Origin of the sequence: Novosphingobium rhizosphaerae (assembly GCF_050920675.1) — a bacterium.
Lineage (GTDB): Bacteria > Pseudomonadota > Alphaproteobacteria > Sphingomonadales > Sphingomonadaceae > Novosphingobium > Novosphingobium rhizosphaerae.
The window spans coordinates 945495-960725 of record NZ_CP137861.1 but is presented as its reverse complement, the minus strand read 5'-3'; the positions used below and the strand labels follow the sequence as shown (position 1 = coordinate 960725).

The 15231-nt window shown below is 66.9% G+C and carries 14 protein-coding genes and 1 riboswitch; of the genes, 6 read left to right on the top strand and 8 right to left on the bottom strand.

Annotation, left to right across the window (positions count from 1 at the left end; all coding sequences use genetic code 11):
- Window positions 1–36: 36 nt before the first annotated feature.
- A complete protein-coding gene (locus tag R9J51_RS04410; protein ID WP_168555881.1) occupies window positions 37–936 on the bottom strand; it encodes a homoserine O-acetyltransferase/O-succinyltransferase family protein in 900 nt (299 codons plus the stop codon).
- Window positions 937–992: 56 nt separating this feature from the next.
- Window positions 993–1106: riboswitch (SAM-I-IV-variant riboswitch) on the bottom strand.
- 160 nt (window positions 1107–1266) lie between these two features.
- Here R9J51_RS04410 and R9J51_RS04405 point away from each other — a divergent pair.
- Both R9J51_RS04405 and bfr read left to right on the top strand, forming a co-directional pair.
- Entirely contained in the window at window positions 1267–1446 is a 180-nt protein-coding gene (locus tag R9J51_RS04405) for a (2Fe-2S)-binding protein (RefSeq protein ID WP_022676501.1), read from the top strand.
- Window positions 1447–1534: 88 nt separating this feature from the next.
- A complete protein-coding gene (bfr, locus tag R9J51_RS04400) occupies window positions 1535–2014 on the top strand; it encodes a bacterioferritin (protein ID WP_168555879.1) in 480 nt (159 codons plus the stop codon).
- 134 nt (window positions 2015–2148) lie between these two features.
- Here bfr and R9J51_RS04395 read toward each other — a convergent pair whose 3' ends face one another.
- The 3 genes from R9J51_RS04395 to R9J51_RS04385 form a co-directional block, all read right to left on the bottom strand.
- A complete protein-coding gene (locus R9J51_RS04395; protein ID WP_218843745.1) occupies window positions 2149–3423 on the bottom strand; it encodes an amidohydrolase family protein in 1275 nt (424 codons plus the stop codon).
- A gap of 95 nt (window positions 3424–3518) precedes the next feature.
- Window positions 3519–4304, bottom strand: coding sequence for an SDR family oxidoreductase (locus tag R9J51_RS04390; RefSeq protein WP_179505961.1), 786 nt, complete (start codon window positions 4302–4304; stop codon window positions 3519–3521).
- A 26-nt stretch (window positions 4305–4330) separates the two neighbouring features.
- Complete coding sequence (locus R9J51_RS04385) at window positions 4331–5122, bottom strand: inositol monophosphatase family protein (RefSeq protein WP_169475606.1); 792 nt, start codon at window positions 5120–5122, stop codon at window positions 4331–4333.
- 138 nt (window positions 5123–5260) lie between these two features.
- On the opposite strand from R9J51_RS04385, the gene R9J51_RS04380 reads away from it, so the two are divergent.
- Window positions 5261–6205, top strand: a complete 945-nt coding sequence (locus R9J51_RS04380) for a helix-turn-helix domain-containing protein (protein ID WP_168555875.1) — start codon at window positions 5261–5263, stop codon at window positions 6203–6205.
- A 23-nt stretch (window positions 6206–6228) separates the two neighbouring features.
- Here the strand turns inward: R9J51_RS04380 and R9J51_RS04375 are convergent, their stop codons facing one another.
- Both R9J51_RS04375 and R9J51_RS04370 read right to left on the bottom strand, forming a co-directional pair.
- Window positions 6229–8724, bottom strand: coding sequence for a TonB-dependent receptor domain-containing protein (locus R9J51_RS04375; protein WP_179505960.1), 2496 nt, complete (start codon window positions 8722–8724; stop codon window positions 6229–6231).
- Between the two features lie 145 nt (window positions 8725–8869).
- Window positions 8870–9805: a ribose-phosphate pyrophosphokinase gene (locus R9J51_RS04370; RefSeq protein WP_022676495.1), complete on the bottom strand. Its 936-nt coding sequence runs from the start codon at window positions 9803–9805 to the stop codon at window positions 8870–8872.
- Window positions 9806–9976: 171 nt separating this feature from the next.
- Here R9J51_RS04370 and R9J51_RS04365 point away from each other — a divergent pair, with 171 nt between their 5' ends.
- Both R9J51_RS04365 and R9J51_RS04360 read left to right on the top strand, forming a co-directional pair.
- Complete coding sequence (locus R9J51_RS04365) at window positions 9977–11644, top strand: NAD+ synthase (protein ID WP_179505959.1); 1668 nt, start codon at window positions 9977–9979, stop codon at window positions 11642–11644.
- Between the two features lie 102 nt (window positions 11645–11746).
- Window positions 11747–12226, top strand: coding sequence for a hypothetical protein (locus R9J51_RS04360; protein WP_168555872.1), 480 nt, complete (start codon window positions 11747–11749; stop codon window positions 12224–12226).
- 111 nt (window positions 12227–12337) lie between these two features.
- Here R9J51_RS04360 and R9J51_RS04355 read toward each other — a convergent pair whose 3' ends face one another.
- Window positions 12338–13507, bottom strand: coding sequence for a serine hydrolase domain-containing protein (locus tag R9J51_RS04355; protein ID WP_179505958.1), 1170 nt, complete (start codon window positions 13505–13507; stop codon window positions 12338–12340).
- A gap of 34 nt (window positions 13508–13541) precedes the next feature.
- On the opposite strand from R9J51_RS04355, the gene R9J51_RS04350 reads away from it, so the two are divergent.
- Window positions 13542–13961, top strand: coding sequence for a hypothetical protein (locus R9J51_RS04350; protein ID WP_432787841.1), 420 nt, complete (start codon window positions 13542–13544; stop codon window positions 13959–13961).
- On the opposite strand, the gene mnmA is transcribed toward R9J51_RS04350, so the two are convergent.
- Window positions 13958–15118, bottom strand: a complete 1161-nt coding sequence (gene mnmA, locus R9J51_RS04345) for a tRNA 2-thiouridine(34) synthase MnmA (RefSeq protein ID WP_432787840.1) — start codon at window positions 15116–15118, stop codon at window positions 13958–13960. The genes R9J51_RS04350 and mnmA overlap by 4 nt on opposite strands.
- Between the last annotated feature and the right edge of the window lie 113 nt (window positions 15119–15231).

The window sequence follows — 15231 nt, the reverse complement described above, 5'->3', positions numbered from 1 at the left end:
CGCCCTATTCAACCAAGATCATGATCTTTGACGTCATCAACCACCGATATCGGCCAGATCGAACGGCGTGGTCTGGTAGACTTCGTTGATCCAGTTGCCGAACAGCTGGTGGCCATGGGTGCGCCAGGTGTTGCGAGGCAACTGGGCCGGGTTGTTGTCGGGATAATAGTGCCGGGGCACGATGCGCTCGCCATCGCGGCGGTATTCGGTGTCGAGCGTGAGCGTATCGTATTCCAGGTGGTTGAACATGTGCAGCGCGCGGCGTGCCGGATCGTCGACCAGGCAAGGGCCGACCTCCTCGCTGTCGAGCAGCACGGTGAGGCCGGCGCCCAGGTCTTCCCGGCGCACTTCGCTCCAGCGTGAGACGGGCACGGGCACCAGGTCCGACATGCCGCGCAGCCAGGGGCTGGCCGGCGCGCGGTTCACATGGGGAAACACGCCATGGGCCTTGGCGCCCAGTTGATGCTTGGGCACGCCGTGGAAATGGGCGAGCGCGGCCATCGCGCCCCAGCAGATCGTCAGCAGGCGATGGCAGTGAGTCTGGCTCCAGTCGAAGATCTGGCGCAACTCGTCCCAATAGGTCACTTCGCCATAGTCCATGGTTTCCACCGGCGCCCCGGTAACGATCAGGCCGTCGAAGCGCTCGGCGCGCACGTCGGTGAACGGGCGATAGAATTCGGCGATGTGCCCGGCCGAGGTGGTCTTGCTGACATGGCCCGAGAGGCGCACCAGCTGCAGCTCGATCTGCAGCGGCGTAGCGCCGAGCAGGCGGGCGATCTGGGTTTCGGTGGTGATCTTGTCGGGCATCAGGTTGAGCAGCGCGATGCGCAGCGGGCGGATATCCTGCCGCGCGGCCTCGGTCTCGCCCATGACGATCACGCCCTCGGCTTCGAGCGTACGGCGGGCGGGGAGGTTGTCGGCAATCCTGATCGGCACGGGGCAAGTCTTTCCTGGGCAGTGAACTGCATCGAAACCGGGAAAGACGCCTGGGGCTTGCTCCGCTTGGTTGCCGGATCGGCCACATCCTCCCCGTTGGGGGAGCGCCACCTTGCCCGGAAACCGGCAGGTTGGCGTTGGGGCGTCGCCCCCAACTCTCGATGCTTGGCCGTGCATGTAGCGGCGGGGCGAGCGCTTTGCAAGGCGGCCCGCAAAGCCCCGCACCCTGCCGCAATCCTGCGTTTACCCCTTGCTCATGAGAATGAATCGCATTACTCTGCGAATCATTCTCATGAGCGAGAGACCCTCAGAGCGAGAGATACGGGCGTCATGTACATCTGCATCTGCAATGCCATTCGGGAAAAGGACCTGCGCCAGGCCGCCCGCTGCCACGCGCGCGGCGATGCCGAAGCGCTGTATGGCACGCTGGGCTGCCAGGCGCAGTGCCGCCAGTGCCTGGACGATGCCGACGACGTGGTGGCCGACGAGCGCGCCTGCGCCATGGCCTGATGCGCCCGCGCGCATAATCTGCGGATTGCCCGCCAGCGTGGTCTGGCCTAGCCTGCCTTCCGGTTCAACGGCATAGGAAGGTCTGGCCATGAAGGGCGATGCCAAGGTCATCGAGTTCCTGAACAAGGCACTGTTCAACGAACTGACCGCGATCAACCAGTATTGGCTGCACTATCGCCTGCTGTCGCACTGGGGCGTGAAGAAGCTGGCCGAGTTCGAGCGGCACGAATCCATCGACGAAATGAAGCATGCCGACATGCTTGCCGACCGCATCCTGTTCCTGGATGGCCTGCCCAATTTCCAGGCGCTGGGCCGGTTGAAAGTGGGCGAATCGGTGGAGGAAGTGCTCAAGGCCGACCTGGCGCTGGAGTATGAGGCGGTGCCCGTGCTCAAGGACGGGATCGCCCATGCCGAAACCGTGCGCGATTATGTGAGCCGCGACTTGTTCCAGAAGATCCTGGAAAGCGAGGAAGAGCATATCGACACGCTGGAAACCCAGCTCGACCTGATCAAGCAGATGGGCATCCAGAACTACATCCAGTTGAACAGCCAGCCGCCCGAGGAGTGATTTTTCCGGGCTGGCTGGGGGACAAGCCCTCCGCTCTTTGGAACAGGCCCTCCCCCAGCCCCTCCCGCACGCGGGAGGGGAGTTTAGAAAGTCCCCCTCCCGCGTGCGGGAGGGGTTAGGGGAGGGCTTGTTGCTTACTGCGCGGCCTTCACCACTTCGCCGCCCTTCATCACGAAGGCCACGTGCTCCAGCGTGCGCACGTCGGCCAGCGGATCACCATCGACGGCGATGAGATCGCCATAGCGGCCGATGGCGATCGCGCCCACGTCCGCCGTGCGGTCCAGCGCCTCGGCCGCGCTCTTGGTGGCGGCCTGGATCGCTTCGATCGGGGTCATGCCCCATTCCACCATCTTGGCGAACTGGCGCGCGTTGAAGCCGTTGGGATAGACGCCGCCGTCGGTGCCGAACAGCAGCTTGACCCCGGCGGCATGGGCGGCGCGGAAGGTTTCGCGCTGCTTGCGGCCGATCATCTTTTCCTTGGCCAGGCTTTCGGCAAAGACGCCATTCTTCTCGCCTTCGGCCAGGATATAGTCGTCGTTGTAGATATCCATGTCGAGCCAGGCGCCCTTGGCCTTGGCCAGCTTGAAGCTTTCCTCGTCGGCAAGGCTGGCGTGCTCGATCGTGTCGATGCCGGCGCGCAGCGCGTCGTTGATGCCGGCGGTGCCGTGGGCGTGGGCCGCCACGCGCATGCCCAGCATGTGCGCTTCGTCGGCCACGGCCTTGAGCTCTTCAAAGCTCATCTGCTGGGCGCCGACCGAATCGGTCTTGGAAAAGACCCCGCCCGTGGCGCAGATCTTGATCACTTCGGCGCCATACTTGCGCACTTTGCGGACCAAGGCGCGGAATTCGTCGGGCGTGTTGGCGATCTGCGGCGAAGGCACGGTGATCGAGGGCGGGAATTCGGTGGAATCGCAATGGCCGCCGGTGGCGCCCAAGGCATAGGTCGCCGGCACGATGCGCGGACCGGGGACGTAGCCCATCTCGATGCCCTGCTTGATCGCGACGTCGTCGTAATTGGCCGAACCGACGTTGCGCACGGTGGTAAAGCCGGCTTCCACCGTCTTCTTGGCATTGGCGACGCCGACGACAGTGCCGAAGTTATCGGTGAACTCCAGCCCGCGATAGCCACCGAGCGTGGGGTCGCTGGTCAGGTGGACATGCATGTCGATCAGGCCGGGCAGCAGCGTGCGCGGCCCCAGGTCGATCACTTCGGCCCCGGCCGGAACCGCGTCGCCCGCCTTGCCCACGGCCGTGATGCGGCCATCGGTGACCACCACCTGCGCGCCATCAACGCGCTTGCCCGCCAGCACGTCGATCATATGGGCGGCACGCACCACCACGGTCTTGGCCTGGGCCGTGCCAGCCACCAATGCGACCAGCGCGGCCGCTCCCAGCGCCACGCTCTTCATCGTTTTCATGAACCATCCTCTTCTTCGGGGGGATGGCGGCAAAGTTGCATGCGCAACGATATTGAACAAGTGTCTAATCGACCGCGATCATGCGATCATTCGGCGTAGATCATCTTTCTGGTCATGCCGCCGTCAACCACGATCTGCTGCCCGGTGACAAAGCCCGCGTCGGCGCTGGCCAACCAGGCAATGGTCGCGGCGATATCGTGCACCGTGCCGACGCGGCCGACGGGATGCTGCGCCTCGTCGATCGGGCGATGATCGCCATCGTGGGCGCGGTCGGCGCGTTGCCAGGGGCCGGTCTCGATCCAGCCGGGCAGCACGGCATTGACGCGCACTTGCGGCCCCAGGCCCACGGCCATGGCATGGGTAAGCGCGCAAAGCCCGCCCTTGGCCGCGGCATAGGCGTAAGTATCGGGTTCGCTCTGCAAGGCGCGGGTAGACGCGACATTGACCACGCTGGCACCATCGCGCCGCCGCAGCAGCGGCAGGGCGGCCCGGCTGCACAGGAACGCGGCGGTGAGCGAGGCATCGATCCAGCGCTGCCAATCGGCCAGGGCCAGGTCTTCGAGCGGGCCGCAATCGGGACTGGCAATGCCGGCATTGTTGACCAGGCAATCGATGCCCTGTGCTGCCCATTGCGCGATGCGGGCAAAGGCGCGCGCCACGGCCTTTTCCCGGCCGACGTCGCAGGTGATCGTCAAACCCTGGCCGCGCGGCAGCATGGCGGCCAGTTCCTTGAGCGCAGCGGCATCGCGATCGAGCCCGATCACGCGCCAGCCGAGCGCGGCAAAGTGCAGGGCGGTGCCCCGGCCGATGCCGGCGCCCGCCCCGGTGATCACGATAGTGGGCGCGGCGGAAGTCGAGGATGCAGCGGTCATGCCGGGCAGAACGCGGCAGGCCGCGATCAGTGCCGGTGGCTGTGGCCGGCGGCCAGCGCCTCGATCGCGTCGTCCAGCCGCGCCGGATCGCCGAGCGCCAGGACATGGCCTTCCGAACCGATGTGCAGCGGATCGCCGTTCCAATCGGCCATGGTGCCGCCCGCGCCTTCCACCACGGGCACCAGCGCGGCCCAATCGTGCAGCTTGAGCCCGGCCTCGCACACGATGTCGAGCTGGCCGGTGGCGAGCATGGCGTAGTTGTAGCAATCGCCGCCCATCACCATGCGGCGGTAATCGGTCTGGCCAGCCAGGGCCATGAAGTGATCGCCTTCATGCTGGCTGAAATAGTGCGGGCCGGTGGTGGCGATGGTCGCTTCCGACAATTCGCGGCAGGGCCGGGTTTTCACGACCTGGCCATTGAGCGTGGTGGGCTTGCCCGAAGACCCCACCCAGCGTTCGCCGGCAATCGGCTGGTCGATCACGCCCAGGACCGGAAAGCCATCGACCAAGAGCGCGATCAGGGTGCCGAACAGCGCCCGCCCGGCGAGGAAACCGGCCGTACCATCGATCGGATCGAGCACCCAGCTGCGCCCGGACGTGCCCTGGGTGGTGCCAAATTCCTCACCAATTACCGTGTCTTGCGGGCGTTCGGCGGCCAGGATGGCGCGCATCGCTTCTTCGGCGGCGCGATCGGCCAGCGTCACCGGGGTGGCATCCCCCTTGCGTTCTGCAGCAACGCTGCGGAAATAAGGGCGAATCGCAGCGCCGGCGGCTTCGGCAAGGCGGTGGGCCAGGGCAATGTCGTCATCGAGCTTCATGGACCTGTGCTTTGCCGATAGCGCCGATCCGGTCAAGCAGGCGCTCCTATTTCCGGATAAGGGGCATAGTTCAAAAATTTTGCATTTCCGAACAGCAGGCAAGAGGGCAAGGACGGCTTGCGCAGGGGGTGAGCAGAAATGAACCGCAATATCAGGCCGGGCGTGGACCGGGCGATTGCGCCGGCCGCCGGGGTGACTCGTCAGGGCCAACCCCTGTCCTACAGCCGCGCGCCGGCGCCCGATCTCGCGCCGTGGATCGGCCGGTTCTACGTCACCGTGGTCGATGCCCCCGCCAATTATGCCCTGCAATGCGGGCTGCTGGCCGATACGGCGTGCATCCGCGTGCAATTGCGCGGCGCCTGGACGGCGCAAACCCGCGACGGGCCCTGTGCCCTGGGCCGGGCGGCGCTGGTCTTCGGGCCCAACAGCAAGCGCATGGCCGTGGGCGTGACCGGCAGTTTCACCAGCGTGGGTGCCGTGGTGCGCCCGGGCGCCGGCTATGCCCTGACGCGCCTGCCCGAAGCGGACCTGGCCGACCGGTTTACCACCATCGATCGCCTGGGGCTGGACCCGGCGCGCTGGCTCGACATGTTCGATCCTGCCGCCACGCCCGAAGCGTGGTGCCAGGCGATGGAGCAGGAACTGCGCGCCATGATCAACTGGCGTGGCGCGCCCGAGCCCGACCCGGTGACCGCCCGGTTCGAAGCCGCGGCGCTGGCCAACCCTTCGATCGGCGTGGCTGAGTTTGCCGCGCAATGCGGGATCGAACAGCGCCGGCTGGAACGCATCGTGCGGCGCGATTTCGGCCTGACGCCCAAGCAGGTGCTGCGCCGCGCCCGGGCGCTCGACATGGCCAGCCACCTGCGCGGCGTGGCCGACGATGCCGAGGCCGAAACCCTGGCCCTGCGCTATTACGACCAGAGCCACCTGATCCGCGAATTCACCGCCATGTTCGGCATGTCGCCACGCCAGTTCGTGGACCTGGCGCAACCGCTGATGACGCTGTCGCTGGAAACGCGCCAGGCGCGCCGCCTGGAAACGACCGAGCGGATCGCGCCGGGCGGTATCCGCCCCTGGCAATGAGCGCCCTGCGCGCGGCAGGTGCGTTACAGGCTTAGCCGCAGCGAGGCGCTGATCGTGCGCCCGGTGAGCAGGCGCCCGCGCACCACGCCGCTGCTGGGCACCGTGGCATCGTCGATCGAGGTCAGCGCCAGCACATCGAACAGATTCGCCGCGTTGAGCGAGACGGCGAGGCGATTGGTGACATTGGCCTGCACGAAGGCATTGGTGGTGACATAGCCGGGCATTTTCAGGATATTGCTATCCTGGGCATAGCTGCTGGTGGTGCCAATGAAGGCCGCGCCCAGATTGAACCGGTCGAACGTGACCTGGGGCATGGCCTGGAAGATCACGCTGGCCAGGTGGCGCGGGCGCTTGCCGTTGACAGTGGGATCGATGAAATCCTCCACGATGCGCGCGTCGGTATAGGTTGCCCCGCCGGTCAGGCTGAACATGCCGCGCCGCACGCCGGCTTCGAATTCCAGCCCTTGCGCCTTGTAGCGGCGGGCGATGGCCACGCCGGTGGAGGTGTTGACGTTGGTATCCTGGCTGCGCACGCTGAACCCGGTGAGGTTGACCGTCACGCCGCTCTGGCGGAATTTGAAGCCCAGTTCGGCCTGGCGCACCGGATCGTAGACAGCCTGGGGAATGGCCAGGGCGCCTGTGGCGGTATCGATCGCCGAGGTGAACAGCAGGCGATCGGCATTGGCGCGCGCGCCGCGGCTGTAGCGCCCAAACACCGAGAATGCCTGGGCGACGCGGTAGTTTACCCCCACCGACCACGACAGATAGTGATAGTCATAATGCACCGGCGCCGGGCTATCGAGCGGGGTATAGCCCACTTTCTGTTCGGGCAGGGAAATCAGCCCGTCACCGTTCATGTCGCGGCTGATCGTGCCGATGCGGCCGCCGCCCAGGTCAGACCCCATGACCTGGCCGCGCGCGCTGCCGAAATCATAGCGGAGGCTGCCGCCCAACGCCAACTTGCCGATGCGGTAATTGGCTGAACCGTACAGCGCCTGGACCGCGTAATCGACGCTCATCGTGCGGCGCTGGGTGCCGTTGTTGAGCGCATAGTTATAGGCATAGATGCCGTTCTGGGTGACGGCCTGGCCGCCAGCATTGGTCACGTTGAGCAGCGCGGCCTGGCCATCGCCACGCACTTCTGAAACCACCTCGGCCCAGCGCAGCGCGGTGTGGACCGCCTGGCGCGAGGCATAGAAGCCGCCGGTGAGCGTGAGATCGCCCGACCCGACGCGATAGATCTTGCTGGCGCGCAGGTCGTTGACCAGGCTGCCCAGGTCTTCCTGCGGGCGGATGCGCAAGTTGAGCACGGCAATCAGGCCATTGCCGTTGAGCGCCGCCGGGTCGGCAATCGCCTCGCCGGCATGCGGGCCATTGGCATAGGACAGCGTGGCCCCCGCCCCGCCCAGCTTGGTCAGCCCGGCGGCGGCGGTGTAGAGCGTGCTGGAAAAGGGCCCGTACAGCCCGCCCGAGCGGCTGGCGACGCGGAAGCGGTTGGTCACCGTCCAGCCATCGAGATCCACCTGCGCTTCCAGGCCCAGTGCCTTTTCCTTGACCCGCTGCCCCTGGCGCAAGTCTTCGCTCACCGGATTGTTGTTTTCATCCAGCATGGTGATCGACTGGAGATAGGTGGTCGAGAGCGTATCACGCGTGGGATTGAACCCCGCCACCGCGACCAGGCCAGGGCTTTCGGCCGTGCCCGTCACGCGCAGCGGCACCGAATCATAGAACGGCGAGCGATCGTCGAGCAGCTTGGCGTAGAGGCGGACATAGCCGCCATCGAACGTGCGGGTGACGTTGAATTTGAGCTGCCCGCCACGCTGGCCTTCAAAGCCGATGCGGCGCGGCCCCTCGCCCTGGCGCCAGAACCCGCCGATGTGGAAGCGGGTGTTTTCACCCACCGGGCCGCCATATTCGAAATCGGCGCGGCGCTGTTCATAGTTGATGCCACTGTTCAGCATCAGCGTGCCGCCCGCGCGCTCGCCGGTGGCAGAGATGAAATTGATGATCCCGCCGGGCGAATTGGAGGCAAAGGTGGAGGCCGAGCCGCCGCGGATCGATTCCACCTGCGCCAGGTTGAGATCGGCGCGCAGGAACGTGTCGGAGCTGGCGCCGATGATATCGCCAAATTCCATTACCGGCAGGCCGTCTTCCTGCAACTGCACGAACTTGCCCCCGGTGGAGACCACCGGCAAGCCGCGGATCGAGATGTTGGCAATGCTTTCGCCGTTGGGCGCTTCGGAAAAGACACCCGGCAGCGCGCGCAGCAGTTCGCCGATCGAGCGCGGCGCCAGGCGCAGGATATCGGCCTGGTGCAGCGCGCTGGTGGACGTGGCGCTGTCGAGCCGGTCACGCCCCTTGGCAACGCCGGTCGTGACCATGTCGGACGATGCCGGGGTGGGCGCGGTCGCTGGCGCGGCACCGGCCGGATCGGGTGCGGCGAGGGCCGAGGCGCTGGCCAGTGCGGGCAGCGCGCAGGCAAGGCGAAGCAGCAGGGAAAGGGGCAGGCGCTTGGTCATGGTTCTCACTCGCAAACCGTGTGGATTTGCGAGCGAGGGCTAAACGAACCTGGCTAATTCCGACCGACCGGGCCTTGCGGGAAGGCCCTTAGGACATCCCGCGTTGGCCGTGCCATCCACCACGACATCGTGGTGGATCAGACAATCAGTCGAACAAGCTGGAGACCGAGCTTTCGTCGGCGATGCGGCGGATCGCCTCGCCGATCAGCGGCGCGATGGTGAGGATGCGGATGCTGTCGCAATCCTTGGTCGCTTCGGTGGGCAGGATGGTGTCGGTGATCACCAGTTCCTTGAGCGCCGAATTGCCCACGCGGGCCACCGCAGCGCCCGAGAGCACGCCGTGGGTGATGTAGGCGGCAACCCCAGCAGCGCCGGCATCCATCAGCGCCTGCGCCGCGTTGCACAGCGTGCCGCCCGAATCGATGATATCGTCGATCAGGATGCACATGCGGCCCTTCACGTCGCCGATGATGTTCATCACTTCGGACTGGCCAGGGCGATCGCGGCGCTTGTCGACGATCGCCAGCGGCGCGTTGTCCAGCCGCTTGGCCAGCGCGCGGGCGCGGACCACGCCGCCCACGTCGGGCGAAACGACCATCAGTTCCTGCCCGCCATAGCGGGTCTGGATATCGGCCGCCATGACCGGGGCGGCGAACAGGTTGTCGGTGGGAATATCGAAGAAGCCCTGGATCTGCCCGGCGTGCAGATCGACCGCGAGCACGCGATCGGCACCCGCCGTGGTGATCAGGTTGGCGACCAGCTTGGCCGAAATCGGCGTGCGCGGCCCGGGCTTGCGATCCTGGCGGGCATAGCCGAAGTAGGGCACCACCGCGGTGATCCGCTTGGCCGAGGCGCGGCGCAGGGCATCGATGCAGATCAACAGTTCGAGCAGGTTGTCGTTGGCCGGGTAGCTGGTGGATTGCACCAGGAAGACATCTTCGCCGCGCACGTTTTCGTGGATTTCCACGAAGACTTCCTCGTCGGCAAAGCGACGAACCGAAGCGTCGGTCAGCGGCAGTTCCAGATAGGCCGCAATGGCGCGGGCCAGCGGCAGGTTGCCGTTGCCGGACATGATCTTCATGGCGTTTCCCTCGAGTCTTTCGGTGATCCTGATCCTGGCGCCGCCCTTAGCCCAAGATGACAGTTTTGCAACGCCTGTGCGCCCCATCCGCCCCGCGGCCGCGCCGGTTTTGCGCCTTCCGGGGCACAGCCCCCCTTGCCCGCCACCGGCCAAGCCGCCTAGGGTTTGGCCATGGCCGACAAACTGATCATCACGCTTGCGCAACTCAACCAAAGGGTTGGCGACCTTGCCGCCAATGCCGCCGCCATGCTGGAGGCACGGGCAAAGGCATCGGGCAGCGACCTGATCGTTTTTCCCGAAATGCAGTTGATCGGCTATCCGCCCGAAGACCTGATCCTGAAACCCGCGTTGATCGCGCGCGCGGCAGTGGAACTGGAAAAGCTGGCCACGGCCACCGCCGATGGCGGCCCGGCGATGCTGGTCGGCTCGGTCTTCGTGCGCGACGGGGCGCTGCACAATGGCGTGGCCCTGCTCGATGGCGGGGCAGTGGTGGCGACGCGCTTCAAGTACGAACTGCCCAACTATGGCACGTTCGATGAAAAGCGCCTGTTCCTGCCCGGCCCCCTGCCCGAGCCGGTGCCGTTCCGCGGCGCAATGCTGGGCCTGCCGATCTGCGAGGATATCTGGCACCCCGACGTGTGCCGCCATCTGGCGCAATTGGGCGCGGAAATCTTCCTCTGCGTCAACGGCAGCCCCTATGAAATCGACAAGGACGTGCTGCGCATCGATGGCGTGGCCAAGCGCCGCGCGATCGATACCGGCATCCCGCTCGCCTATGTCAACCGCGTGGGCGGGCAGGACGAAGTGGTGTTCGACGGCGCCAGCTTCGTCGTCGGCCCCGAAGGCGCGCTGTGGGCGCAACTGCCGGAATGGGAAGAAGCCGTGGTCGACACGGTGTGGAACAAGGTGCCCTTCGGCAACGGCCACCGCTGGCGCTGCGAGGCGGGCGACGTGGCCGAACCGACCGAGCACCCTGAAGACATCTATTGCGCCATGGTCATGGCCCTGCGCGATTATGTGAACAAGAACCGGTTTCCCGGCGTGATCCTGGGCCTTTCGGGCGGGATCGATTCCGCGCTCTGCGCCGCCATCGCGGTGGATGCGCTGGGCGCCGATCGGGTTTGGTGCGTGATGCTGCCCAGCCGCTATACCAGCCAGGAAAGCCTGGACGACGCGGCCGGCTGCGCGCAGATGCTGGGCGTGCGGCTCGATACCGTGCCGATTGGCCCGGCGGTGGATGGCTTTACCGATATGCTCAGCCCCCTGTTTGCCGGGCGCGAGCCGGACCTGACCGAGGAAAACCTGCAGTCGCGCATTCGCGGCACCACCTTGATGGCGCTGTCCAACAAGTTCGGGCCGATGCTGGTGACCACCGGCAACAAGAGCGAGATGAGCGTGGGCTATGCCACGATCTATGGCGACATGAACGGCGGCTACAACCCGTTGAAGGACGCCTACAAGACCACGGTGTTCGCCCTCTCGCGCTGGCGCAACGAACACCGCCCGCGCATCGGCCTGGGCCCGCAAGGCCCGGTCATGCCCGAACGGATCATCACCAAGCCGCCCAGCGCCGAACTGCGCCCCGACCAGAAGGACGAGGATTCGCTGCCGCCCTACGACGTGCTCGACGCGATCCTGCTGGGGCTGGTGGAGCACGAGAAGAGCGTGGCGCAGATCACCGCCGAAGGGCACGAGCGCGCCACGGTGGAACGGATCGAGCGGCTGCTGCACCTGGCCGAATACAAGCGCCGCCAGGCGCCGCCGGGGGTAAAACTGGGCAGCCGCAATTTCGGCCGCGACCGGCGCTACCCCATTACCCAAGGGTTCCGCACGGCCTGACCGGGGCAGCGCACGGCTGGCAGTTATTGCGAATGATTATCATTGACGGGATGCGGACGCAGGCATAGTCTGATTTGCGAATCGATCGCAAGAAAGGCTGTCATGTCCGCACCCCACGCCCAGCGCGGCCCCGTTTCGCCCGACACTGCACCGGCCACCTCGGCTCGCCATGCGGCGATCGTGGCATCGCTTGCCCGCCCCCAAGACGTGCGTGCCCTGTCGCTCACCGCCTTGCACGTGGTGATGGCCATGCGCCTTTCCGCCATGTTCGAGCGCGTGGGCCGCGATCCCGTGCCAGACCTGGCCCAACGCTATCGCAGCGTGGAAGCGGCGGCGGCCGTGCATGCCCTGGTGCGCCGGGTGATCCGCACCTGGCCCGAACGCTTTCTGGTCAACCGCCCGTGCCAACTGGTGATGACGCCCGACGAGGCCACGCTGGCGGCGATGACCCGCCATGCCCTGGCCGGTGACAGCGACGGCTTTGCCGAATTGCTGCACGGCTTCGTCCGGGCAGACCGGCTCGACGGCCTCTATCATGCCACCCAACACGCGGCCGCGCTGCTGTCAGGACGCAGCGTGTAACCGTGTGCCCGTTCCGGGCCGGCAGCCGCCGGCATTCCTGGCGCCCCGCTCCTGCCGAAGGGGGTGCCGGCCGCCGGCCCGGAACGGGCAAATCTTCAGCGAACACGTCCCCTAGCGCGCCGGCCCACTGGCAAACAGGCTGACGATATCGCGCAGGCGGCCCATCAGCGCTGCATCGCCACCGGGCGGCGTCGCCCCCAGGCGCACCACCACCAGCTTGCGCGCCGGGGCCACCAGCACGGCCTGGCCGCCATCGCCCAACGCGGCCAGCATGTCGCGCGGACCGGCTTGCGGAAACAGGCGCGCATCGCCCGTGGTGGGCGCGCGATTCAGCCACACACCCGCGCCATATTGCTTTTCGCGCGGGCTCGGGCTGACCATGAAATCGATCCATTGCCGCGGCACCAGTTGCGCGCCGTGGACCGCACCGCGATTGCGCAGGAATTCGCCAAACCGCACGAAATCGCGCGCCGTGGCATCGATCATCGCCCCGCCGTTCATGGTGCCGCGCGCATCATAGCTTGGCACGATGCCGCGCATCAGCACGGGTTCGAACAGGCGCGTGCGCAAGTAATCAGCCACGGCGCGGCGGCGCGCATCGGCGTCTCCCGCGGGGGCGAGCACGCGCGCGGCCAGGTCCGCCAGGATGATTCCACTGGCTGCATCGTCCTGGAACCGCGCGCCCGGTTCGGCGGCGAGGGGCTGGTCTTCGGCGGCGCCGGCCATGTCGTCGCGCCCGGCACCGAACAGCATGCGCGCTTCGTCGCCCGGCTCCTCGCGCAGGCCCGAGCGCATTTGCAGCAGGTGGCGCAGCGTGATTTCGCCACGCGGATCGCCGGGCCGCTGCCAGGCCGGCACCGGCGCGGTTTCATTCAGGCGCAACCGCCCATCGGACACCAGCATGCCGATCATCACCGCCGTGATCGAGCGGGCAATGCCGCCACCGGCAAAGCGGGTATTCTCGTGATAACCGGGGGCATAGCGTTCGGCGATGATGCGCCCGGCGCGCATCACGATCACCGCGCGGGTTTCACCCAGTTGCCTATCGCCCCCGGCCTCCTGCCCGGCAGTGTCGGCAAACAGCCCGTCCACCGCGCGAGCCAGGCTTTCGCGGTTGACGCCGGGATCGTCCACCACGGCGGCAAGCGCCTGGGGCGAGAGCGGCGCTTGCGCGGGTGGACTGGACGAACAGGCGAACAAGGCTGGTGCAAGCGCCACCGGCACGATATGGGCCAGCCACCGGCGGGCACAGGGTATACGGAATCGCGGGGGGCTCTGCATGGTTGCCCCGGTCTTTCCACCAGATCGAATGCACATGGCAACCACCAAGCCTTCTTCTTCCCCGAATGATCCGCTCCATTATGGCGGTCCGTCGTCTTCCGGCCGGCCGCCTGGGCGCCCCCCTGCGCGGCGCTGGGCCTGGCGTGGATTGGGCCTGCTGATCGGTCTGGCGCTGGGGCTGGGCGTGGTCTTCGTATCGTTTGTCTGGCGGCCGGCCCGCGAAAACGCGCGAATCGAAGCGGCCCGCGCGGCACGGCTGGCCTGTTCGTGCCGCTATGTGGGCGGGCGCGCGCTGGGCGACTGCGACAAGGACATGCCCAAGGGGCGCTTTCCGGTGTCATTGGCCGAAGACGCAGGCGCCCACACGGTAACCGCCAGCGTGCCGCTCGCCGCCGCGCAGACCGCCACTTATCGCCAAGGCTGGGGCTGCCAGTTGCAACCCTGGCGGGATTAAATGGAAATGGCCTCGGCAGGCTCCGTGCCGTCGATCCAGCCGCCGCCGATCACGCGATCCCCGGCATAGAGCACCGCCGCCTGGCCCGGCGCCACGCCATATTCGGGCGCGGCAAAGCGCAGCGTGGTGGCCGCGCCATCGCCGAAGGGGCCGTCGAGCACGACCGGCACAGGCTTGGCCAGCGAGCGCACCTTGGCAGTCAGCGGCTCATCCGTGGGCAGCGGGCCGATGCAGTTGGTTTCGATCACGCGCGCGGCCGCCACGCCGAGCAGGCGGCGCGGGCCGACCAGCACGCGGGCATCGGCGGCATCCAGGCCCACGACATAGAGCGGTTCGGGCTGGCCGCCGATTTCCAACCCGCGTCGCTGGCCCACGGTATAGTGGATCACGCCCTGGTGCTGGCCCAGCACCTCGCCGGTCTGGGCATGGACGATCGTGCCCGGCCGCCCGCCTTCGGGGCGCACGCTGCGCACGATCTTGGCGTAATCGCCATCGGGCACGAAGCAGATGTCCTGGCTGTCGGGCTTGGCGGCCACGGCGAGGCCCATGGCCTGCGCCAGCGCGCGCACTTGCGGCTTGGGCATGCCGCCCAGCGGGAAACGCAGGAACTCGAGCTGTTCCTGCGTGGTGCCATAGAGAAAATAGCTCTGGTCGCGTGCCGGATCGGCGGCGCGATGCAGTTGCGCGCCGGTGGGCGTGGGCACGCGGCGCACATAGTGCCCGGTGGCCAGGCAATCGGCACCCAGTTCGCGCGCCATCGCCAGCAGATCGGTGAACTTGGGCCCCATGTTGCAGCGGATGCAGGGAATCGGCGTGCGCCCGGCCAGGTAATCGTCGGCAAAGCGTTCGACCACGTCCTCGCGAAAGCGCGATTCGTGATCGAAGACATAGTGGGCAATGCCCAGCCGATCGGCCACGGCGCGGGCATCGCGGATGTCATCGCCCGCACAGCAGGCGCCCTTGCGCCCCGTGGCGGCACCGTAATCATATAATTGCAGCGTGATACCAATAACTTCCGCGCCACTCGCGGCCGCCAGCCCGGCCACGACCGAGCTATCCACGCCGCCCGACATGGCCACCACGATGCGCCGCGCCGAGGCTGGGGTCGCCAGGTCGAACAACGCCAGCGGATCGGCCAGGTCACCAAAATCGGGCACGGAATGCGGGATCGCGGAAGGGGGAATACAATGCGCCATGGGGCGCCCATAGGCGCTTTTCCCACGGGTTTCAGCGCAAAAATGGCACGCATGGGGGCAAGGCCACTGGGCAA